At 70.8% G+C, this 21,904-nt stretch carries 15 protein-coding genes; 9 read left to right on the forward strand and 6 right to left on the reverse strand.

Features of this window, described 5'->3' with window-relative positions; translation table 11 throughout:
* Positions 1 to 31: 31 nt before the first annotated feature.
* Both AC5P09_RS12795 and AC5P09_RS12800 read right to left on the reverse strand, forming a co-directional pair.
* On the reverse strand, positions 32 to 214 hold the full coding sequence (locus AC5P09_RS12795) for a tail-anchor membrane protein (RefSeq protein WP_189697265.1): 183 nt from the start codon (positions 212 to 214) through the stop codon (positions 32 to 34).
* Positions 215 to 342: 128 nt separating this feature from the next.
* A complete protein-coding gene (locus AC5P09_RS12800; protein WP_493873975.1) occupies positions 343 to 1,410 on the reverse strand; it encodes an acyl-CoA desaturase in 1,068 nt (355 codons plus the stop codon).
* Between the two features lie 242 nt (positions 1,411 to 1,652).
* Between AC5P09_RS12800 and AC5P09_RS12805 the strand changes: the two genes are divergently transcribed.
* The 3 genes from AC5P09_RS12805 (at position 1,653) to AC5P09_RS12815 (ending at position 7,299) form a co-directional block, all read left to right on the forward strand.
* A complete protein-coding gene (locus AC5P09_RS12805; protein ID WP_493873976.1) occupies positions 1,653 to 4,508 on the forward strand; it encodes an SCO1167/SCO6262 family helicase in 2,856 nt (951 codons plus the stop codon).
* Positions 4,505 to 5,773 (forward strand): SWIM zinc finger family protein, encoded by a 1,269-nt coding sequence (locus AC5P09_RS12810; RefSeq protein WP_493873977.1) that lies wholly within the window; start codon positions 4,505 to 4,507, stop codon positions 5,771 to 5,773. The genes AC5P09_RS12805 and AC5P09_RS12810 overlap by 4 nt, the downstream gene beginning before the upstream one ends.
* Before the next feature lie 185 nt (positions 5,774 to 5,958).
* Positions 5,959 to 7,299, forward strand: a complete 1,341-nt coding sequence (locus AC5P09_RS12815; protein ID WP_493873978.1) for an esterase-like activity of phytase family protein — start codon at positions 5,959 to 5,961, stop codon at positions 7,297 to 7,299.
* A gap of 42 nt (positions 7,300 to 7,341) precedes the next feature.
* On the opposite strand, the gene AC5P09_RS12820 is transcribed toward AC5P09_RS12815, so the two are convergent.
* Together AC5P09_RS12820 and xylA are read right to left on the reverse strand one after the other, a co-directional pair.
* Positions 7,342 to 7,740 carry a hypothetical protein gene (locus AC5P09_RS12820; protein WP_493873979.1) on the reverse strand — a complete coding sequence of 133 codons (399 nt, stop codon included), beginning with the start codon at positions 7,738 to 7,740 and terminating at the stop codon, positions 7,342 to 7,344.
* Positions 7,741 to 8,088: 348 nt separating this feature from the next.
* Positions 8,089 to 9,255: a xylose isomerase gene (gene xylA, locus AC5P09_RS12825; RefSeq protein WP_493873980.1), complete on the reverse strand. Its 1,167-nt coding sequence runs from the start codon at positions 9,253 to 9,255 to the stop codon at positions 8,089 to 8,091.
* A gap of 117 nt (positions 9,256 to 9,372) precedes the next feature.
* Here xylA and xylB point away from each other — a divergent pair, with 117 nt between their 5' ends.
* The 6 genes from xylB (at position 9,373) to exaC (ending at position 17,106) form a co-directional block, all read left to right on the forward strand.
* On the forward strand, positions 9,373 to 10,818 hold the full coding sequence (gene xylB / locus AC5P09_RS12830; RefSeq protein WP_493873981.1) for a xylulokinase: 1,446 nt from the start codon (positions 9,373 to 9,375) through the stop codon (positions 10,816 to 10,818).
* A 79-nt stretch (positions 10,819 to 10,897) separates the two neighbouring features.
* Entirely contained in the window at positions 10,898 to 12,106 is a 1,209-nt protein-coding gene (locus AC5P09_RS12835; protein WP_493873982.1) for an ROK family protein, read from the forward strand.
* A gap of 255 nt (positions 12,107 to 12,361) precedes the next feature.
* Complete coding sequence (locus AC5P09_RS12840) at positions 12,362 to 13,375, forward strand: acetamidase/formamidase family protein (protein ID WP_493873983.1); 1,014 nt, start codon at positions 12,362 to 12,364, stop codon at positions 13,373 to 13,375.
* Positions 13,376 to 13,456: 81 nt separating this feature from the next.
* A complete protein-coding gene (locus AC5P09_RS12845) occupies positions 13,457 to 14,056 on the forward strand; it encodes an N-acetylmuramoyl-L-alanine amidase (RefSeq protein ID WP_493873984.1) in 600 nt (199 codons plus the stop codon).
* Positions 14,057 to 14,166: 110 nt separating this feature from the next.
* Entirely contained in the window at positions 14,167 to 15,444 is a 1,278-nt protein-coding gene (locus tag AC5P09_RS12850) for a winged helix-turn-helix domain-containing protein (RefSeq protein WP_493873985.1), read from the forward strand.
* Positions 15,445 to 15,582: 138 nt separating this feature from the next.
* Positions 15,583 to 17,106, forward strand: a complete 1,524-nt coding sequence (gene exaC, locus AC5P09_RS12855; protein WP_493873986.1) for an acetaldehyde dehydrogenase ExaC — start codon at positions 15,583 to 15,585, stop codon at positions 17,104 to 17,106.
* 242 nt (positions 17,107 to 17,348) lie between these two features.
* On the opposite strand, the gene AC5P09_RS12860 is transcribed toward exaC, so the two are convergent.
* Positions 17,349 to 18,653 carry a diguanylate cyclase domain-containing protein gene (locus AC5P09_RS12860; RefSeq protein ID WP_493873987.1) on the reverse strand — a complete coding sequence of 435 codons (1,305 nt, stop codon included), beginning with the start codon at positions 18,651 to 18,653 and terminating at the stop codon, positions 17,349 to 17,351.
* A 296-nt stretch (positions 18,654 to 18,949) separates the two neighbouring features.
* Positions 18,950 to 21,754, reverse strand: coding sequence for a response regulator (locus AC5P09_RS12865; RefSeq protein WP_493874039.1), 2,805 nt, complete (start codon positions 21,752 to 21,754; stop codon positions 18,950 to 18,952).
* Positions 21,755 to 21,904 lie beyond the last annotated feature (150 nt).

Here is a 21,904-nt window from a genome sequence, read left to right on the forward strand (position 1 = left end):
GACGGCCCGAGCGGGCCGACACGGTGGTGCGTCAGCGGCCGAGCTCCTTTCGCGAGACACGGCGCAGCCTGCGCCGCTGTGAGGGGTCCAAGGTGAGGTACGCGGCCGCCGGGACTCCCAGCACGATCAGGAGCGCGGCCCACCAGGGCAGCCAGATCAACAGGATGAGCCCGACCGCCACACCTCCTGCGGCGATCTTGGCGTTCTTCGACATGTACGTCGCCTCCTCCGCGGCCACTGCCGCTCTCTGTCCAGAAAAACGGTTCCGCGCCTCCCACGGTTCCGAACCGCGACCCTGAGACGTCCCTGAGACATCCCTGACTCGCTCCCCTACAGCGTCCACTACTCCGTCCGCTGTGGCTGTGTCCGCAGGGGCTCTCCCACCTCGTGCATGTGGCGCAGAGCCTGTCGGTAGGAGTCGACGAGCCCGGTCTCCGCATAGGGGATACCCAACTCCCTGCAGTGGGCGCGCACCAGAGGCCGGGCCAGCCGCAGATGGGGGCGGGGCATGCTGGGAAACAGATGGTGCTCGATCTGGTAGTTGAGGCCGCCGAGGAACCAGTCGGTCACCGCGCCGCCACGGATGTTGCGCGAGGTGAGCACCTGCCGGCGCAGGTGGCCCCACGGCTCGCCGCTCGGGTCCGGCATCTCCATGCCCTTGTGGTTGGGCGCGAAGGACAGCCCCAGGTGCAGGCCGAAGAGGGCGTGGTGGAGGGCGGCGAACGCAAGTGCCCTGCCGGGGGACATGGAGGTGAGCAGCAGCGTCGCGTATCCCACGACATGGCTCACCAGCAGCACGGCCTCCACGGACCGCTCGCCGGGCGACTGACGCCGCAGATCCCGGAATCCCTGGACCTTGAGGGCCACGCCTTCGATGAGGGTGAGCGGGAAGAACAGCCAGGCCTGGTTGCGGGTGAGCCAGCGCCTGAAGCCCTTCCGGTCCGCCGCCTGCTCACCGGTGAAGACGAGGACGTCGGCGACGACATCGGGGTCCTTGTCGATGTGGTTGGGGTTGGCGTGGTGGCGGTTGTGCTTGTGGTTCCACCAGGAGTAGCTCATCCCGAGCAGCAGATTGGCGTGGACGAGTCCGATGAGGCGGGCGGCTGTCTTGTTGCCGGTGATCTGTGAGTGACCGGCGTCGTGGCCTATGAAGGCGGTACGCGCCGAGAACACGGCGAGCAGCGGCGCGAGGAGCAGCGTCCACCAGGAGCCACCGGTCAGGACGATGCCGGTGACGACGGCGGCGAGGGCCAGTGCGTTGAGAGCGATGCGCCGCGCGTACCAGCCGTACCGGCGCTCCAGGAGGTCCTGGCTCTTGACGGTGCGCAGGAGGGGCGTGAACTCGCTTCCGCCCGAGGTGGAGCGGGGCGTCGCCCGAGGGTGGGCTTCGATCGCGGCGGTCTGGGGCATGTCTGGACTCCGGCTCTCTCAGAAACGGGCTGACCTGAGGAAACGTACGGATCCGCGACCTGCGGCGACCATCCGGCAACCCCCCGTGCAGGACCGGGGGCCAGCACCGCACGGACAGGGGGTTGACGACACCCCCGGCGAGAAGTGACTCAGGCCACGTGCCGGACCTGCCAGGTGGGCCGCCGACGTGCTGTACCCTCGACGATCCACCAGTAGTCAAATTTGAGGAATACAGCATTTCTGTGCAGAGGATTTCCGCGGGACCCCCCTCCGAGATCTCCGAACTGACCCACTGTTGTGCCGTCTTCGTGCCCGGTGACCCGGCACGCACCGGCAGTGTCGCCTTCTGGCGGCCCGACGGCAAAGTTCCTCCTGCCGTCGAGGCGGGGTCCGTCGAGGACCTGGCCGTCGTCCTGCCCGGTGACGACGGTGTCGAGCTGGTGAGCGTGCCGGCCGTCCTGCTGCCGGTGCACGCCGCGTTGCCGGTGCTCACGCGCGCGCGTGCCTCCGAAGAGACACACCGGGCGCCCGCGTTCTGGAGTGCGGCTGCCGTGCTGGCCCTGCACCTCACGGCACGCGGCCTGCTGCTCCCCGGCCTCTCCCCGCTCGACCACGACGCCTGGCGCACGGGCCCCCTGGGCACGGCGGACATGGAGCGCATCCGCCGGCTTGCCGCCGCGATGCCGCCCGAGGCGCACGCGGTGCCCTTGGACGGCACCGGCCCCCCGCGCCTGCCCGACCCGGAGCGGCTGCTGCGCGCCTTCCTGGACGCTGTCGCAGACACGCTCCCCCGCTCCCCCGCGGCACCGCTGGTGACAGGCGGGCCCGCCTATGCGGCGCGGGAACCGCAGCACCTGCCGGAGCAGCGCGGGTGGGCCGCCGATGTCGCCGCGGGCCATGACGCGGGTGTGCGGCTCTCGCTGCGGGTCGAGGTGCCCGGTCTGGCCGAGGCGCGGGACGACACGGTGCTGCCGTTCCGGGCCGTGGTGCAGGTGCACAGCGTGAGCGATCCGACGCTCGTCGCGGACGCCGTCGAGGTGTTGACGGGCGCGGCGGGCGGAACGTTCGGCCCGCGCGCGCGGATGGACGCCCTGCTCGCGCTCCGCCGTGCGGCCCGAGCCTGGCAGGCGCTCGCGCCACTGCTCTCGGCGTCCGTGCCGGATGCCGTCGAACTCGGCGACGAGGAGGTCACCGAGCTGCTCGGGGAGGGTGCGCGCAGCCTCTTGAGCGCCGGGGTCGAGGTGCACTGGCCGAAGGAACTGGCCCGCGAGCTGACCGCCCGCGCTGTGGTCGGTCCGCCGGACGAGGCGACAGGTCCCGGCAAGGTCTCCGCGGACACACCGTCGTTCCTGTCCGCCGACGCGCTGCTCGCCTTCAACTGGCGGTTCGCGCTCGGTGACCAGCGGCTCACGCGCGAGGAACTGGACCGGCTCGCCGAGGCCGACCGCCCCGTCGTGCGACTGCGCGACCAGTGGGTCCTGGTCGATCCCGAGGAGATGCGCCGCGCTCGGGCCCAGCAGGACCGCAAGGTGACACCCATCGACGCGCTGAGTGCCGCGCTGACGGGCTCCACGGAGGTCGACGGCCTCCGGGTGGACGTCCATCCCACGGGCTGGCTGGCGGCACTGCGGGAGCGCCTCGCGGACCCCGAGGCGCAGGAGCCGGTCGCACAGCCCGCCGCGCTCGCCGCCACGCTGCGGGACTATCAGCGGCGGGGCCTGAGCTGGCTGGCCCGGACGACCTCCCTGGGCCTGGGGTGCTGTCTGGCCGACGACATGGGACTCGGCAAGACCATCACCCTGATCGCGTTGCATCTGCACCGGCAGACCGACGCCGAGTCCGCCGGCCCCACGCTCGTGGTGTGCCCGACGTCCCTGATGGGCAACTGGCAGCGCGAGATCGAGAAGTTCGCGCCCGGCACCCCCGTGCGCCGCTTCCACGGATCGCGCCGCAGCCTGGACGACCTGGCCGACGGGGAGTTCGTGCTCACGACGTACGGCACGATGCGCCTGGACGCGCGCCGGCTGGGCGAGGTGCCGTGGGGCATGGTCGTGGCGGACGAGGCCCAGCATGTGAAGAATCCGTACTCTGCGACCGCCCGGGAGCTGCGCTCGATCAGCGCACGCGCGCGCGTGGCGCTCACCGGCACGCCGGTGGAGAACAACCTGTCCGAGCTGTGGGCGATCCTCGACTGGACCACCCCGGGTCTGCTGGGCCGGCTCGGCACCTTTCGCGCGCGGTACGCACAGCCCGTCGAGGCCGGCCTGGACCCGGCTGCCGCCCAGCGGCTCGCCCGGCTCGTACGCCCCTTCCTGCTGCGCCGCCGCAAGTCGGATCCGGGGATCGCCCCGGAACTGCCGCCGAAGACCGAGACCGACCGTGCCGTGTCCCTGACCCGCGAGCAGACGGGTCTGTACGAGGCGGTGGTGCGCGAGACCCTCGCGGAGATCTCCCGCGCCGACGACATGGCGCGGCGCGGGCTGATCGTGAAGCTGCTGACGGGCCTCAAGCAGATCTGCAACCATCCGGCGCAGTTCCTCAAGGAGGAGCGGCCGACGATCGCCGGGCGCTCCGGGAAGCTGGAACTGCTGGACGAACTCCTCGACACCATCCTCTCCGAGGGGGCGAGCGTTCTCGTCTTCACGCAGTACGTGCAGATGGCCCGGCTCGTCGAGCGGCACCTGGCGGCCCGCGGTACGCCCACCCAGTTCCTGTACGGGGGCACGCCCGTCCACGAACGGGAGGCGATGGTGCAGCGCTTCCAGGACGGTGAAGTCCCCGTCTTCCTGCTGTCGTTGAAGGCAGCGGGCACGGGGCTGAACCTCACCCGGGCCGAGCATGTCGTGCACTACGACCGCTGGTGGAACCCGGCCGTCGAGGCGCAGGCCACCGACCGCGCGTACCGCATCGGCCAGACCCGGCCCGTGCAGGTGCACCGGCTGATCACGGAGGGAACCATCGAGGACCGCATCGCCGAGATGCTCAGCCGCAAGCAGGAGTTGGCCGACGCGGTGCTCGGCGCGGGCGAGGCGGCGCTCACGGAACTGACGGACGCGGAGCTGGCCGATCTGGTCGAACTGCGAGGGGGCGCACGATGAGCGAGTACGAGGGTGACCCGGAGCGCACGTTCGCCGCGCTGCCTCCCGCGCGCGGGAGGGGTTTCGCGCAGACGTGGTGGGGCCTGGCCTGGCTGAAGGCCCTGGAGGACACGGCACTGGACTCCCAGCAGGTGAAGACGGGCCGCGGACTCGCGCGTGCGGGAGCCGTCGGCGCGGTGTCGGTGCGTCCGGGACGCATCACCGCGGTCGTCCAGGACCGCGACGGCACCGCCCGCCGGGCGGACGTGCTGCTGGCGGAGCTGACCGGCGAACAGTGGGACCGCTTCCTCGACATGGCAGTCGAGCGGGCCGGGCACGTGGCGGCGCTGCTGGATCGCGACATGCCGCCGCACCTGGTCGAGGACGCGGCGGCGGCCGGCATCGAGCTGCTGCCCGGCATGGGCGATCTGGAGCCGAAGTGCGACTGCGACGCCTGGGACCACTGCGGACACACCGCGGCCCTGTGTCACCAGGTGGCACGGTTGCTGGACCAGGACCCGTTCGTACTGCTGCTGATGCGTGGCCGGGCCGAACGCGCCCTGCTGGACGCTCTCCAGGAGCGCAGCGCCGCGCCGGCCGCGGAAATCTCCGAACCGGTGGGCGTGGATGCCGCGGAAGCGTACGCGGCCGGGGACGTCCTGCCGCCGCTGCCCGCTCTGCCCGAGTTCCCCGAGGAGGCCGGCACGCCTCCGGCGCTGGACACCGAGGCCCCGCCGGCACCCGGCATAGAGCCGGCAGCCCTGGAGTTCCTGGCCGCCCGGACGGCTGTGGAGGCCCAACGCCTGCTCGCCGAGGCTCTTGGAGCCGGTCCGGAACCGCATGGGGGCGAAGCGGAGCTGACGGTGGCTCAGGATGCCGTGCGCCTGGCCGCAGGTGGCCCCGGGGATGCCGTGCTGGACCGGCTGGCCGACGGATCCGGGCGCGGCAGGGAACAGCTGGCCCTGGCCGTGCGTGCCTGGCGGCACGGAGGCGCGGCCGCGCTGTCGGTGTGCGAGGAGGAGTGGACCGTAGAGGGCGAAACGCTCGCACGCGCGCGTGCCGCCCTGGACTCTGCCTGGGAGGAGGACGAACGGCCGACGCTGCGGGCGACGGCGAACCGGTGGACCGTCGACGGCGCGAACGGCCAGGTACGGCTGAGCCGGGACGGCCGTTGGTGGCCGTATCGGAAGGAGGGCGGCCGCTGGGTGCCCGCCGGTGGGGCGGCCCAGGATCCCGCGACCGCGCTGGCTTCGGCGGTGGCCGGCTCCGGGGAGGAGCCCTCCTGAAGGGGCCGCCTCCGGAGCAGGGCTCCCTGGGAGCGGTGCGCCGCGACGAAGGTCTTCTAAGGCTGCAGCGTGCGGCGTCGGTCCGACGAGTGGCCGACGTCGCGCGTTCACCTGGCGGTCGTACCACGTTCCGCGCGAGGCCCAAATCTGGCCGCTGTCAGTGAACTTGCCCCTCAGGAGGCCCCATGTCCCCGCACGCCACCGGCCGGCGCCGCGTCCACCGTTCCGTCGCGGCGGGCGCACCCCTCGCCGTGCTGGCCGCTCTCGTGGTGGCATCCCCGGCCGCCGGCGTCCCGGCCGGGGAGGCGCGGGTCGTGCGTACGGCGACGCTCGGCGACATCCCACTGGGCGCGTTCAGCAACGCGTTGCTGCCCGGCACGGTGGGCGACGACCGGGGCGTGGATCTCGGCGGCATCGGCAGTGACATCTACCCGGCGGGCTGCCAGGGCGAGTTCTGGACGATCACCGACCGCGGACCCAACGGGCAGATCAAGGTGAACGGCGCCAAGCGCCGCACGTTCCCGGTGCCGGGCTTCGATCCCGCGATCGTGAAGATCCGCGTGTCCGGCGACTCCGTGAAGGTGCTGGACGCCATCCCGATCACCACCACCTCCGGCAAGCCGGTCACGGGCCTGCCGAACCAGGAGGGGCGCGACGAGGCGCCGTACTCCTATGACGCGCGGACTCCGGTGTCGTACAACCCGAACGGCCTGGACACCGAGGGCATCGTGCGGGCCGCGGACGGAAGCTTCTGGCTCGTGGACGAGTACGGACCGTCCCTCATCCACGTCTCCGCGCGCGGGAAGGTACTTACGCGGTACGTGCCCAAGGGACTGAATCTCACGGGGACGGACTACCCGGTGGTGGAGGCGCTGCCGTCCGTTCTGCTGCACCGCAAGATCAACCGCGGCTTCGAGGGGCTCGCTCAACTCCCTGGCGGTGACCTGGTACTGGCCGTCCAGAGCCCGCTGTCCCTGCCGGACACGGAGTCCGGAGAGGCCTCCCGCACCACCCGCCTGCTGCGTTTCTCGCCGAAGAAGAAGGCGGTCACCGCCGAGTACGCGTACCGCTTCGACCCCGTGAACGTGGTGGATCCGAGCGAGGACGACACCTCCGAGCTCAAGATCTCCTCGGTGGTGGCCGTGGGCGGGAACCGACTGCTGGTCGAGGAGCGCACCGACAAGGCTGCGCGGCTCCAGCTCGTGCGCCTGGACCGCGACGCGAACATCCTGGGCGGCAGGTGGGACGACGACACGACGTCTCCGTCACTGGAGCAGCTCGACGACCCGGCGGCCTCCGGGGTACCGGTGCTCGCAAAGCGCCTGGTCGTCGACCTGGGCACGGTCGCCGGGGTGCCCGGGAAGATCGAGGGCGTCGCGCGCGTGGACCACGACACGCTCGCTGTCATCAACGACAACGACTTCGGGATGACGGACGGCGCGGGCGCGTTCGACACGCAGGGTCGGCTGGTCGACAGCGGGGTGGAGACGACGGTGACGTACGTACGGCTGCCGTATGGCATCTGACGTCGAATGAGGTGGGTACGGCCGTCCGACGTCGGCTTTCGGCTAGGGGAGCACGTCCCCGAGTGACGGGATCAGCGATTCGAGGTCGCTCGGGAAGTCGCTCGGCAGCTCGGTGGGGAACTGCGACGGCAACTCGGTGGGCAGGGTGCTGGGGAGCTCGGTCGGGATGCTGAAGGACGGCGAGGGAGAGCGGCTCGTGCTCGCGCTGCTCTCGGCGGGCGCCTTCTCGTCGGGCGAGTCGTCGTTTCCCGACGCCATGAGGACGACCGCTGCGACGGCCACGGCCGCCAGCGCGAGCACGGCCAGCAGGACGAACAGCGGGTTCCGGCGCTTTCCGGGGCCACCGGGTGGTCCGCCCGGTTCGTCGGTCGGGTTCCTCGGCTGAGTCGACGAGTAGCCACCGTGTGACGCATCGCCGTACGGCGACGAACCGCCGTACAAGGTCGGTGCACTGTGGGTCGGTCCGTTGTGGCCGAAGCCTTCGGGTGGCGGTCCGAAACCGTCGCCCGGAGGCGGCGTGTCACCCGGTGGCCCGGGCGGCTGAGGCGGTACGGGCGGCATGGCCATACCGTCCAGAGTCGCCTCGAAGCGGTCATGGCGCGAGCCCCGCGCGGAGGTTGATACGGCCTCATGCCTTGGATCGCATGATTCCGGAACATTCCGCGCGGGGTCGCTCAAGAGCCGACGTCCCTCGAGAACCGAAGCTCCCTCAAGAAACGAGGCCCCTCCTCAACCGAGGCCCCTCAGGAACTGAGGTTCTGCAGAAAGCGACGGCACGCGCGCGTGCGTTCAGCCACGCGCGCCCAGCAGGTGATCCATCGCCAGCTGGTCGAGCCGCTCGAAGGCCATCCCGCGCGCGGCGGCCGACTCCACGTCGAAGTCCTCGAAGGCGCCGCGGTCGGCAAGGAGAGCCTTCAGGCCGTCGACCGCGGTGGGCTGGGCCAGCTCGTCCAGACGCGAGGCGCGCAGGGCTTCCTGGACCTCCGGGTCGCCGCGGAAGGCGGCCGCCCGCTCCTTGAGGATGAGGTAGTTGCGCATGCAGCCCGCGGCCGACGCCCATACGCCGTCGAGGTCCTCGGTCCGCGGCGGCTTGAAGTCGAAGTGCAGAGGGCCGTCGTAACCGGCGCTCTCCAGGAGGTCGACCAGCCAGAACGCGGCGCGCAGGTCGCCGCCGCCGAAGCGCAGGTCCTGGTCGTACTTGATGCCGGACTGGCCGTTGAGGTCGATGTGGAAGAGCTTGCCCGCCCACAGGGCCTGCGCGATGCCGTGCGGGAAGTTCAGGCCGGCCATCTGCTCGTGGCCCACCTCGGGGTTCACGCCGTACAGCTCGGGGCGCTCCAGGCGCTCGATGAACGCCAGCGCGTGGCCGACCGTGGGCAGCAGGATGTCGCCGCGCGGCTCGTTCGGCTTGGGCTCGATGGCGAAGCGCAGGTCGTAGCCCTGCTCGGTCACGTACTCGCCGAGGAGGTCGAAGGCCTCCTTCATGCGGTCGAGAGCGACGCGTACGTCCTTGGCGGCGCCGGACTCGGCACCCTCGCGCCCGCCCCAGGCGACGTACGTCTTGGCGCCCAGCTCGGCCGCCAGGTCGATGTTGCGGATCGTCTTGCGCAGTGCGTAGCGGCGCACGTCGCGGTCGTTGGCGGTGAACGCGCCGTCCTTGAAGACGGGGTGCGTGAAGAGGTTGGTGGTGGCCATCGGCACCTTCATGCCGGTCGCGTCGAGGGCCTCCCGGAAGCGCTTGATGTGCGCCTCGCGCTCGGTGTCCGAGGACCCGAAGGGGATCAGGTCGTCGTCGTGGAAGGTCACGCCGTGGGCGCCGAGCTCGGCCAGGCGCTGCACCGTCTCGACCGGGTCGAGGGCACGCCGCGTGGCGTCGCCGAACGGGTCCCTTCCCTGCCAGCCGACGGTCCACAGGCCGAAGGTGAACCTGTCCTCGGGGGTGGGCTGGTAGTTCATGCCGCGGCTCCTTGCGTGCTGAGACTATTTCGTCATGGCCGTTTACAAATTAGTATGCGAACGCATCTCTGGGAAGACAGACCCCGCAGAGCCGCGGAAAAACTTAGGGAGATCCCGATGTCAGCAGCCGAGGGTCCGCTCGTCGTCGGCGTGGACACGTCCACGCAGTCCACAAAGGCACTGGTCGTCGACGCGGCGACCGGGCAGGTCGTCGCGAGTGGCCAGGCCCCGCACACGGTGACCGCCGGGGCCGGCCGCGAGAGCGACCCGCGTCAGTGGTGGGACGCCCTGTGCGAGGCCCTGCGCCAGTGCGGGGACGCGGCGCGCGAGGCGGCCGCTGTGTCGATCGGCGGGCAGCAGCACGGTCTCGTCACGCTGGACGCGCGGGGCGAGCCGGTCCGCCCGGCCCTGCTGTGGAACGACGTGCGTTCGGCGCCGCAGGCCCGGCGGCTGACCGAGGAGCTGGGCGGCGCGAAGTTCTGGGCCGAACGCACCGGCTCCGTCCTCGCCGCCTCCTTCACGGTCACGAAGTGGGCATGGCTGGCCGAGCACGAGCCGGAGGCAGTCCGGGCGACCAAGGCCGTACGCCTCCCCCACGACTACCTCACCGAACGCCTCACGGGGCAGGGCACGACCGACCGCGGCGACGCGTCCGGGACCGGCTGGTGGGCCTCGGGGACGGAGTCGTACGCCCCGGAGATCCTCGCCCATGTGGGGCTCGACCCCGCCCTGCTGCCGCGGGTGGTCCGGCCGGGCGAGGTGGCCGGCACCGTGCGCGACGGACACGACCTGCCGTTCTCCAAGGGCACCCTGGTCGCCCCCGGCACCGGCGACAACGCCGCCGCCGCGCTCGGCCTGGGCCTGCGTCCCGGCTCGCCGGTGATGAGCCTCGGCACCTCGGGCACGGTCTACGCGGTGTCCAAGCGCCGCCCCACGGACCCCACCGGCACCGTGGCGGGCTTCGCCGACGCCCACGGCGACTGGCTGCCCCTCGCCTGCACGCTGAACTGCACGCTCGCGGTCGACCGGGTCGCGACCCTGCTGGGCCTCGACCGCGAGGCGGTGGAGCCCACCGCCGACGTCACCCTGCTCCCCTACCTGGACGGCGAGCGCACCCCGAACCTGCCGAACGCCTCGGGAATCCTGCACGGGCTGCGCCACGACACGACCGGCGGCCAGCTCCTGCAGGCCGCGTACGACGGTGCCGTGCACGCGTTGCTCGGCGCACTCGACCTGGTCCTCGACGAGGACGCGGACCGCTCGAGCCCGCTGCTGCTGATCGGCGGCGGGGCCCGGGGCACGGCCTGGCAGGAGACCGTACGACGGCTCTCGGGGCGTCCCGTCCAGGTGCCCGAGGCCAAGGAGCTGGTCGCGCTCGGCGCCGCGGCTCAGGCCGCCGGCCTGCTGACCGGCGAGGACCCGGCCGCGGTCGCCCGGCGCTGGAACACGGCCGCCGGTCCCGTGCTCGACGCCGTGCAGCGGGACGAGGCGACGCTGGCGAGGATCACCGGGGTACTCTCCGACGCGGCGCCGCTGCTGGAGCGGGGGACGGGAAACCACTGACGGCGCCCCCGGCGTGCCCCCTCGACCGCCCGACCGACGGGTGACCGTCGACCGACCCCGACCAAGGACGGACGGAGGCATGACCGCACCGCTGCACGAGGCCCACCCGGCCGGACCCGGCCGTACGCTGCCCGACACCCAGCAGGGCATGCGCCGCCGCAACCTCGCCCGCGTGATGCACACCGTCAGCGCCGAGGGGCCGCTGTCCCGTGCCGCCGTCGCCTCGCGCATCGGTCTGACCCGGGCCGCGGTGTCCACCCTCGTCGACGAGCTCATACGTTCCGGACTGCTGGAGGAGCTGGGCCCCGAGCGGCCCGGCAGGGTGGGCCGGCCGGGGTCGGCGCTCGCCGTCAGCGGGCACGGCCCCGCCGGGATCGGCGCCGAGATCGGCGTCGACCACCTCGCGGTCTGCGCGGTCGACCTGCGCGGAGAGGTGCGGTCCAGGGCCGTGCGGTACGGCGCGAACCGCGGCCGCGCCGCCGGACCGGTGATCGAGGAGCTCGTCGGGTTGGTGCGTCGGGTGGTCGGCGAGGCGGAGAGCGAGGGCCTGTGGCCCGCCGGGCTCGCCGTGGCCGTGCCCGGGCTGGTGGCGCGCGACGCCCGTACCGTCGTACGCGCCCCGAACCTCGACTGGAACAACACGGACCTCGGCGCTCTGCTGCCGTCCGACTTCCCGCTGGCCGTGGGCAACGAGGCCAACTTCGGCGCGCTGGCCGAGCTCTGGCTCGGCGAGGGCACGCCGCGCGACTTCCTGCATGTGTCGGCGGAGATCGGCATCGGCGCGGCGGTCGTGGTGGACGGACGCCTGCTGCACGGAACGCGCGGGTTCGCGGGCGAGCTCGGGCACGTGCCGGTCCGGCCGGACGGGCCGGCCTGTGCGTGCGGCGGGCGCGGGTGCCTGGAGCAGTACGCCGGCGAGGAGGCGGTGCTGCGGGCGGCGGGGCTGGAGCCGGGCGAGGACCGCGTCGGGCTGCTCGCCGGGCGCGCCGCGGACGGCGACGAGGACGTGCGGCGGGCGCTGCGTGACGCGGGAGAGGCGCTCGGCATAGCGCTGACCGGGGCGGTCAACCTGCTCGATCCGCAGGGTGTCGTGCTGGGCGGTGCGCTGGCCGGGCTCGCCCCGTGGCTGCTGCCGTCCCTGCGGGCGGAGCTGGCCCGGCGCACGGCGGGACCGGCATGTCCGGTGTCCGTGTCACGGCTGGGATCGGAGGGGCCGTTGCTGGGGGCCGCCCACTCGGTGATCCGTGCCGTCCTCGACGACCCGGCAGCCGTGGCCGAACGGGCCTGATTCCGAGCCGACTTCACTCGCAGGGGTGAGCGAGTTTTCCACAGTCGCGCCGTCGTCCACCGAGAAGCACTGTGTCCTTCTGCCCAACCGGCAAGGGCCGTACCGTGATTCACGCGAGGCGCAGCCCATCGGGCCATCCCGGCGGACAGCGGAGACCGCGCGTGTCCACCTCGACGAACACCTCGACTGGCACCTCGACTGGCACTTCGACGAATCGGCGTCCACCAGCCGTCCGAAGAACGGAGCACTGCAGCGATGAACGACCCCAGGGTCCTGACCGTGCGCCCCGAACCGGGCGAGTACGCCTGGACGTTCGGCGGGGCGCCGCCCGTGGCGCGTATCGCGCCCGGCACGGTCCTCGACCTGTACACGGAGGACTGCTTCGCCGGCCGGGTGCGGTCCGAGAAGGACCTGGTGTCCGAGGTGTGCGAGTTCCCCTTCCTCAACCCCCAGACGGGCCCCTTCTACGTGGAGGGCGCCGAACCGGGCGACACAGTCGCCGTGCACTTCGTGTCGATAGAACCGGCGCGGGACTGGGCCGCGTCGACCACGGTGCCCCTCTTCGGCGCGCTCACCTCGACGCACACCACCGCCACGCTGCAGCCCCCTCTTCCGGAGACCGTCTGGATCTGGCAGCTCGACCGCACCCGGCGCACGGCGTTGTTCCGCGCCCACGACAGCGACATCGAACTCGAGCTGCCCCTCGACCCGATGCACGGCACGGTGGGCGTGGCTCCCGCCAACCTGGAGGTGCGCTCGGCGCTGGTGCCCGACGCGCACGGCGGGAACATGGACACGCCGGAGATGCGAGCGGGCGTCACCTGCTACCTCGGGGTGAACGTCGAAGGCGCCCTGCTCAGCCTCGGCGACGGACACGCCCGGCAGGGCGAGGGGGAAACCTGCGGAGTCGCCGTCGAGTGCGCCATGAACACCGTGGTGGTCGTCGAGTTGCTCAAGGGGCTGGCCACGCCCTGGCCGCGGATCGAGTCGGACACCCACATCATCTCGACGGGCTCGGCTCGCCCGCTGGAGGACGCGTTCCGGATATCGCAGCTCGACCTGGTGCAGTGGATGGTGCGCGACTACGGGTTCAGCGAGCTGGACGCGTACCAGTTCGCGACCCAGGCCGTGGAGTCGCCGTTGGCCAACGTCTGCGACACCAACTACACCTGCGTGGCCAAGCTTCGCAAGCGGTGGCTGCCGCCCCGCGAGACACACCGGGGAGTGCATGCGCGGCTGCGAGAGACGGCGGCGACTCTCCTAGGCTGAGCACCTCCACCAGGCGTCGGGCGCCGGTCTCTCCATCCGGGCACGCCTCACCAACCCCCGTCCTCGAAAGGCGATTCGTTCATGGAACGCGCAAGACCGCTCGTCGACAGGCGTCGGCTGCTGAAGGGCGCCGCTCTCGCCGCCGTCCCCTACGCGCTGCTCCCCGACGCACGCGCCGGAGCCGAGCCCCAGGCCGTCGACTTCCCCGCCGCCGAGTGGCAGCCGGCGACCACGTACAACTACACGGTGGCCGACCGCCCCACCGCCCACCCCGTCGACCACGTGATCATCCACGTCACACAGGCGACGTACGCGCAGACGCTGGCCATCTTCCAGAACCCGCAGAAGAAGGTGTCAGCGCACTACCTCGTCCGGTCGGCCGACGGACACATCGCGCAGTGTGTCCGCGAGGCCGACATCGCCTGGCACGCGGGGAACTGGGACCACAACACGCGCAGCATCGGCATCGAACACGAGGGCTGGGTGGACCGGCCCGCCTACTTCACCGACGCCCTGTACGAGCGGTCGGCGCGGCTGACGGCGGCGATCTGCGCGACGTACGACATTCCGAAGGACCGCGCGCACATCATCGGGCACTACGAGGTGCCGGGCACCGACCACACCGATCCCGGGCCGAACTGGGACTGGACGCGCTACATAAGGCTGGTCAACTTCGCCTGACCGGAGCGGTGAGGGCCTCACCGTTCGGGTGAGCGCGGTCGAAACGGTTGTCCGGGCGGGCACCCGGCGTGACCATGTCCCCAAGCGCATCGCTTTTCGGGGAGGCCGAGTTGTCCGATCCGTGGGTGGCCCTCGAGCCGGGGGCCGACCCTGCCGAGCACCTGCGAATGCTGCGTCGCGCGCACGAGACGTTCACCGAGGTGGGCATGGTGCCACGGCCGGTCCGATCGGTGGTGGCCGATTCGTGGCGGCGTTCCGCACGGGCGGGTGTCGGGCCCGACGGCACCGCGAGCGTGGAGCTCATGGACGGTGACCTCGGTGCCTACCGGGCCGAGCATCCGCTGGCGCGGGTGATGCCGCTGTTCCGTGAGTTGCTGGGCACGTTCGCCTCCGACGGCGAGCACCTGCTCGCGGTGTGCGACGCGCACGGCAGGCTGCTGTGGGTGGAGGGCCATCCGGCCACTCGCGCACAGGCGGGACTGATGAACTTCGTGCCGGGCGCGCGCTGGGCGGAGACGGCGGTCGGGACGAACGCGCCGGGTACGGCGGTCGCCCTGGACCGGCCGGTGCAGGTGTTCGCGGCCGAGCACTTCATCCGGCGGGTGCAGCCCTGGACCTGCGCGGCGGCGCCGGTCCACGATCCGCGCTCCGGGCGGGTGCTCGGTGCCGTGGACATCACCGGTGGGGACGGGCTCGCGCATCCGCACAGCCTGGGCTTCGTGCAGGCCGTGGCGCGGGCCGCCGAGTCCCACCTGGCGCTGCTCACACCCGAGCAGCCCGCCACCGACACTGCCGAGCTGACCGCGCTGGGCCGCGACGAGGCCCAGTTCGTCACCGGTGGTCGCAGGATCAGGCTCAGCCGTCGGCACAGCGAGATCATCGTGTTGCTGTCCCGCCATCCGGAGGGGCTGACCGGCGACGAGTTGCTGTGCACGCTGTACGAGGACGAGTCGGTGACGCCGGTGACGCTGCGCGCCGAGTTGGCCCGGCTGCGCCGGGTGCTCGGCCCGGGCCTGCTCGCGTCGCGGCCGTACCGGCTCACCGTCCCGGTCGAGTCCGATGTCGGAGTGGTGGAGCGGCGGCTCGAGACCGGCGCGATCATGGCGGCCGCGACCGCGTACGCGGGACCGCTGCTGCCCGGCTCCCAGGCCCCGTCGGTGCGCAGGCTCAGGCGCCGTCTCGCCGACGGACTTCGTACGGCGTTGATCGCCCGCCGCGATCCCGACCTGCTGGCGGACTGGGCGCACGCGCCCTGGGGCGAGGACGACCTCGACGTATGGCGGGCACTCGCGGCGGTACGACCGACGCCGGCGATCCGGGCCCGCCTCGCCGCGCTGGAGTCGGAGCTGGCGGCGCCGCCGGCGTGGTCTCGTTCGTCAGGACACTGACCCAGGGACCGTAGGACCCGAGGATCCGAGGACCCGCCTTGGGCCGGTTCACGCAACGTACCTGCAACCTCCCGCTGCCTAGCCTCGCGCCGAGAGCTGCCCAACGGCGGGCAGCGCTTCTGAAGGAGGCCGACCGGCATGACTCGTTACGCGGCGCCCGGAACCGAGGGCGCGATCGTCTCCTACCAGGCGCGCTACGACCACTTCATCGGGGGCGAGTACGTGCCGCCGGCCCGCGGACAGTACTTCGAGAACCCGTCGCCGGTGAACGGGCAGCCGTTCACGGAGATCGCGCGCGGCACGGCGGAGGACGTGGAGCGGGCTCTGGACGCGGCGCACGCGGCGGCGCCCGGCTGGGGTCGCATGTCGGTGACCGGGCGTTCCGACATCCTCTTGAAGATCGCCGACCGTATGGAAGCCCATCTCGAACCCCTGGCCGTCGCCGAGACCTGGGAGAACGGCAAGCCCGTGCGGGAGACGCTCGCGGCCGACATCCCGCTCGCCATCGACCACTTCCGCTACTTCGCGGGGGCGATCCGCGCGCAGGAAGGCTCGCTCGGCGAGCTCGACGACGACACGGTGGCGTATCACTTCCACGAGCCGCTCGGAGTCGTCGCGCAGATCATCCCGTGGAACTTCCCCATTCTGATGGCGACCTGGAAACTCGCCCCCGCCCTCGCGGCGGGCAACACGGTCGTCATCAAGCCCGCCGAGCAGACCCCGGCGTCCCTCCACTACTGGATGAGTCTGATCGCCGACCTGCTGCCGCCGGGCGTGGTGAACATCGTCAACGGCTTCGGCGCGGAGGCGGGCAAGCCGCTCGCGTCCAGTCCGCGGGTGGCGAAGGTGGCGTTCACCGGCGAGACCACGACGGGGCGCTTGATCATGCAGTACGCCTCGGAGAACATCAAGCCGGTCACCCTGGAGCTCGGCGGCAAGTCGCCCAACCTCTTCTTCGACGACGTGTGGGCGAAGAACGACGACTTCCGCGACAAGGCGCTCGAGGGCTTCACGATGTTCGCCCTCAACCAGGGCGAGGTGTGCACCTGCCCGTCGCGCGCCCTCGTCCAGCGCGGCCACTACGCCGAGTTCCTCGAGGCGGCCGTGGCCCGCACCGAGCTGATCCGGCCCGGCCATCCCCTCGACACGGACACGATGATCGGCGCCCAGGCGTCCAACGACCAGCTGGAGAAGATCCTGTCCTATCTGGACATCGGCCGGCAGGAGGGCGCGAGGATCCTCACCGGCGGCGAACGCGTCGAGTACGACGGCGAGTTGAAGGGCGGCTACTACGTCCAGCCGACCATCTTCGAGGGCGACAACCGTATGCGGATCTTCCAGGAGGAGATCTTCGGACCGGTGGTCTCGGTGACGTCCTTCGACGACTTCGACGACGCGATGAAGATCGCCAACGACACGCTGTACGGCCTCGGCGCGGGCGTATGGACACGGGACATGAACACCGCGTACCGCGCCGGCCGCGCGATCCAGGCGGGCCGCGTCTGGACGAACTGCTACCACGCCTACCCCGCGCACGCGGCGTTCGGCGGCTACAAGCAGTCCGGGATCGGCCGCGAGACGCACAAGATGATGCTGGAGCACTACCAGCAGACGAAGAACCTGCTGGTGAGCTACTCGCCGAAGAAGCTGGGTTTCTTCTAGACCCGGACTTCGCAGGTCACCCGATCGTGAAGATCGACAGGTCAGGATCGATCGCCTGGCGGACGGGATCGGTCCAGAGTCGCCGACGAAGGGCTGACCCGGTCGATCTCGGACGCCGGGAGGCCGCTGCGGCGAACCTTTTCAGCGACCTGCGAAGTACGGGTCTAGACGCCCGAAGACAGGCGCCTGACGTGGTCTTAGCACCCGTCAGGCGCCTGTCGCCCAGCCCATTCACGACTCCGCTACGGGGCTTCGAGAAACACGGCTTGGTTCTTGCCTGCGGTTTTGGCTCGGTACAGGGCGATGTCAGCGTCCCTCAGCGCTTCTGCCGGCGTGGTCGGCCTGGTGATGCTCCGTGCTCCGATGCTTGTTGTCACGTGAACCGAATGGCCATGGGCGAGGGTGAAGGAGTCCTTGAAGGAGTCGAGGATCCGCATGGTGTAGTCGTACAGTGCGCTCGCGCCCATGCCTTCCACGAGCAATGCGAATTCGTCCCCGCCGAGCCTGGCCACGATGTCCTGGTCGCGGACCCTGCCTGTCAGCCGCCGTGCGACGTCAACGAGCAGTTCGTCGCCGGACGGGTGCCCCAGCGAGTCGTTGACTTCCTTGAAGCCGTCGAGATCGAGCATCAGCAGTCCGGCGGGGGAAGTGGCGGAGCACCGGCCGAGAGCGGATTCCAGGCGCTCGTCCAGCAGCACTCGATTGGCCAGACCCGTCAACGGGTCGTGGGTCGCCTGATGGCTCAGCTGCTTCTGGAGCTCTTCCTGCTCTCGCAGTGATGCTGCGAGGTCGTGGGCCTGCGTCCGCGCTTCGGTGGCCCTGCTCTGGGCGTACTGGGCCAGGAACGCGATGCGCAGCACCAACAGCAGCGAAAGGGTCGCCAGCATGCCGACGATCACCGTGACGTTCACGGGCTGGTACCGGATACCCCCGACATTGGCCACCACGATCAACGGCCCCACCAGGATGAGCGCGATCAGGATCGACAGTCGCTTCCGGGGCATGCTCTCCTTGCCGTCCGACAGTTGTGTCGGACGGCCGACCGACGGGTGCAGCGCCGCAGCCCCCAGCAGGAGGGACGAGACCATCCACCCCACTTCGGACACGTCTTCCGCGATCGCGGTCCCGGTCGTCGCCAGCGTCCCGTAGTAGAGACCGTCGGCGGCGAGGAGGGCCAGCAGCCATCCGGTGCACAGAAGAAGCGACGGAGTACGCTTGCCAGTGGTGAGCATCAGCCGCGCGGCCATGGACAACAGCACCAAGTCGGCGACGGGATAGGCGATGGACACCGCGAGTGGCCACGCGGACAGCTCGCTGCGCAGGTAGGGGGCGATGATGAACGCCCACGCCAGAATGCAGAACCCCAGCGTGACGATTCCCGCGTCCAGCAGCCCCGCCCAGTGCAGACGGCCTGACTGCTGCCGGGCCAACGTCACCAGGCCCGCGGCGAACAACAGGTAGCTGCCCAGGTACAGCATGTCGGCCACACCCGGGAACGGAACGTCTGCGTCGCGGACCTGGTACATGCCCCAGATCGCGTCCGCCACCGTGTACGGTGCCATTGCCGCCGCGAAGAGACACCACGGAACGAACGATGGGGGCCTGTTCCTGGTGAGTCCCATTGCTATCGCGAAGACGACCGAGGCGGCCACCAGCACGGGCAGCATGTAACGCGCTGGGGAGGAAGTGACCAGATAGAAGACGATGATCGTGGTCCCTGCTGCCGCATACGCCCAGACCGCCGCATCACGGCGGGCGGGCGACAGGACTTGAACCTTGCCCACAGGTTCTCCTTCCCTCCTCCGGCCCGTACGCGCCCGGGCGGCGGTGTGCGGGCGGCTCCTCAACCAGGTTCATGGCCAGGAGTTTGGGACCGGAGCGTCTTGAGGGTGCGACAGGTGCGGTCGAGTTCGTCCTGGAGGCGGGGAGCGGTCTTGGCCAGTGAGGCCGGGTGTCCGGCACGCGCCTGCTCTTCCAGCTCCTGGCAGCGGGCGGCGAGGCCCTCGGCGCCCATGTTGCCGGCGGCGCCTCTGAGGCTGTGTGCCTGATCTGCGATCTCCTGCGTGTCGTGGCGGTCGAGCGCGTGGAAGAGTGCGCTGGTCATCTCGGGGGTCCGGACAAGGAAGTGGTCCACCAGCCTGTCCACCAGTTGGTGCTCGGCCGGGGTGCCGGCGCCGCATAGTTCGTCCAGCCGCTGCTCGATGGATGCGCGCAGGTCCTCGTTGTCCGCCTGTGGGTCGGTGGGGCGGACCCAGTGCGCGAGGGCTTGTTCCAGCTCGTCGGCGCTGACGGGTTTGGAGACGTAGTCGTCCATGCCCGCGGCCAGGCACCGTTCCCGGTCCTCGGCGAGGGCGCTGGCGGTCATGGCGATCACCGGCAGGTGACGGCCGTGGTCCCGTTCCCGGCGGCGCAGCTCCCGGGTGGCGCTGTAGCCGTCCATCCGGGGCATATGGCAGTCCATGAGCACGGCCTGATAACTGTGTTCCTCGGTCATGCGCAGGGCCTGGACGCCGTCGGCGGCGGTGTCCGTGCTGTAGCCGAGCCGGGTGAGCATGCCCTGGGCGACCATCTGGTTGATCTCGTTGTCCTCGACCAGCAGGAGATGGCCCCGGTGGGCGGGCTGGGGCGTGCCGGGGGTCTGCGCTTTCGGAGCCGCTCTGGCCACCGGCGTTTTCCGGGTGGCGAGTTCGACCAAGGCGTCCAGGAGCTGCGACTGGTGGACGGGCTTGGACAGGCTCTGGGCGATCCCGGCCGCCTGCAACTCGGCGGCGGGCGGCGGGGGGCCGGAGGTGAGCAGCAGCAGCTGCACGCGGGCGAAGTTCTGATCGGTGGTGATCCGGCGGGCGAGTTCCAGGCCGTCCATGTCAGGCATGTACATGTCGACAAGGGTGAGGTGGAAGGGACGACCAGCGGCCTCTGCCTCGTGCAGGGCCACCAGTGCCTGGGGGCCGCCGGCGACCATGGCCGGCTGGATGTGCCATCTGCGCAGCTGCGTGTCGAGGATCAGCCGGTTGGTGTCGTTGTCGTCGACGACCAGGACCCGCAGCCCGCGAAGGATGTCGGGGTGCGGTGGGGCCGGGGGTTGTTCGGGGGCGTCGGGTGCGCGAACCGGTACCACGAAGGAGAAGGTGCTGCCCTGGCCGGGCCGGCTGTTGACGCCGATGGAGCCGCCCATGGCCTCGGTGAGCCTTCGGCAGATGGCCAGGCCCAGACCGGTGCCTCCGTAGCGGCGGGTGGTGGAGGCATCGGCCTGGGAGAAGGCGTCGAACATCCGTGCCTGATCGGCCTCGGCGATACCGATGCCTGTGTCGCCCACCTCGAATCGCAGCCACGGCGCCTGCTCTGCGGGTGGCCGGGACGGGGCCGGGCGGGCACGGAGCACGACCTCGCCGGTTTTGGTGAACTTCACCGCGTTGGACGCCAGGTTGAGCAGGATCTGCCGCAATCGGCCGGCGTCGCCAAGCACCATCGCGGGCAGGTAGGGATGGCAGTCGCTGAGCAGTTCCAGGCCCTGGGCCTGCTCGGTCTGCGCCACCAGCGAGACGACCTCCTCCACCAGCACCTGTGGGCTGAAGGCGACTGCGTCCAGTTCCAGCTTGCCCGCCTCCAGCTTGGAGAAGTCCAGGATGTCGTTGATCAGCGACAGCAGTGCCGTGCCGGCGGCCTGAATGCCCTCGGCGTAACGTCGCTGCCCGGCGTCCAGTTCGGTGCCCAGCAGCAGGTCGCTCAGCCCGATGACGCCGTTCATGGGGGTGCGGATCTCGTGACTCATGGAGGCGACGAACTGCGACTTCGCCTGGGACGCGGCGATCGCCTGGTCGCGGGCCTCCGCCAGAGCGGCTTCGGCCTGTTTGCGCTCGCTGATGTCCCGGATGAAGGCGTTGAAGCAGCGCGCCTTCGCCGACTTGAGCCGCCACACCGCCAGTTCGACCGGGATCTCGTGGCCGTCGTGATGACGGGCGGTGACTTCGACCTGACCGCCCAGTACATGAGCCTCCCCGCCGGCCAGCACCCGTTGCAGACCGGCCCTGTGCGCGGCGTGGTACCGCTCAGGAATGATCGTCTCCGTCAGCGGGCGGCCCATCGCCTCGTGGTGGCTGAACCCGAACAGCCTCTCGGCGCTCAGGTTCCAGTCGATGACCAGACCGTCCTCGTCGAGGGAGACGAAGGCGTCCCGGGCGGTCTCGATGACCGACCGTGCCTGATCCTGCAACAGCCGCAGCGCTTCCTCCCTCCGCCGCTGGCCCTCCGCCTCACGGAGGAACCCACGTACTTCGATCGGCTCGCCTGCGGGGTCCCGCACCACCCAGGACGTCAACTCCGTCCACATCGAGTGCCTGTCGGCATGCCGCAGACGCAGACACACCGACACCCGGCCGTCGCGGAGCAGATCCCGCTCCGCCCACTCGAATTCCTCCACATCGGCCGGATGGACCCAGGACTCCAGCGACGTCCCCACGATCTCCTCGACCGGACGGCCCAGCAATGCCTGCCCCGCGGCGGACACCTCCCGGTAGACGCCCTCCATCGTCCGGCGGAAGACCATGTCCGGAGAGTTCTTGAGCAGTAGCCGAAACCGCTCTTCATCGTCGGCCGCATACTGCCTTGGCGTGGCTGTCGGTTCCGGTTCCATCGTCCGCCTCCACATGTCAGGCACGACCACAAGGCGCGGCCGGGACCGCCGAACAGACCGGTCGCGACGGTTTCGGTGCGGCGTGCGATGACGGAGATCAAGCGATCCGCTCGTCGGACATTTCCAGCAAAGAATGAACCATTGAAGATCGCAAATCGAGGAAGC

This window comes from Streptomyces sp. a15 (assembly GCF_059026085.1).

Excerpts from the sequence above, each read along its gene's own strand:
- AC5P09_RS12815 (WP_493873978.1), top strand. The coding sequence starts at position 5,959 with ATGTCCCCGCACGCCACCGGCCGGCGCCGCGTCCACCGTTCCGTCGCG.
- xylA (WP_493873980.1), bottom strand. The coding sequence starts at position 9,255 with ATGAACTACCAGCCCACCCCCGAGGACAGGTTCACCTTCGGCCTGTGG.
- exaC (WP_493873986.1), top strand. The coding sequence starts at position 15,583 with ATGACTCGTTACGCGGCGCCCGGAACCGAGGGCGCGATCGTCTCCTAC.
- AC5P09_RS12845 (WP_493873984.1), top strand. The coding sequence starts at position 13,457 with ATGGAACGCGCAAGACCGCTCGTCGACAGGCGTCGGCTGCTGAAGGGC.
- AC5P09_RS12810 (WP_493873977.1), top strand. The coding sequence starts at position 4,505 with ATGAGCGAGTACGAGGGTGACCCGGAGCGCACGTTCGCCGCGCTGCCT.
- AC5P09_RS12840 (WP_493873983.1), top strand. The coding sequence starts at position 12,362 with ATGAACGACCCCAGGGTCCTGACCGTGCGCCCCGAACCGGGCGAGTAC.
- AC5P09_RS12835 (WP_493873982.1), top strand. The coding sequence starts at position 10,898 with ATGACCGCACCGCTGCACGAGGCCCACCCGGCCGGACCCGGCCGTACG.
- AC5P09_RS12800 (WP_493873975.1), bottom strand. The coding sequence starts at position 1,410 with ATGCCCCAGACCGCCGCGATCGAAGCCCACCCTCGGGCGACGCCCCGC.
- AC5P09_RS12865 (WP_493874039.1), bottom strand. The coding sequence starts at position 21,754 with ATGTGGAGGCGGACGATGGAACCGGAACCGACAGCCACGCCAAGGCAG.
- AC5P09_RS12795 (WP_189697265.1), bottom strand. The coding sequence starts at position 214 with ATGTCGAAGAACGCCAAGATCGCCGCAGGAGGTGTGGCGGTCGGGCTC.
- xylB (WP_493873981.1), top strand. The coding sequence starts at position 9,373 with ATGTCAGCAGCCGAGGGTCCGCTCGTCGTCGGCGTGGACACGTCCACG.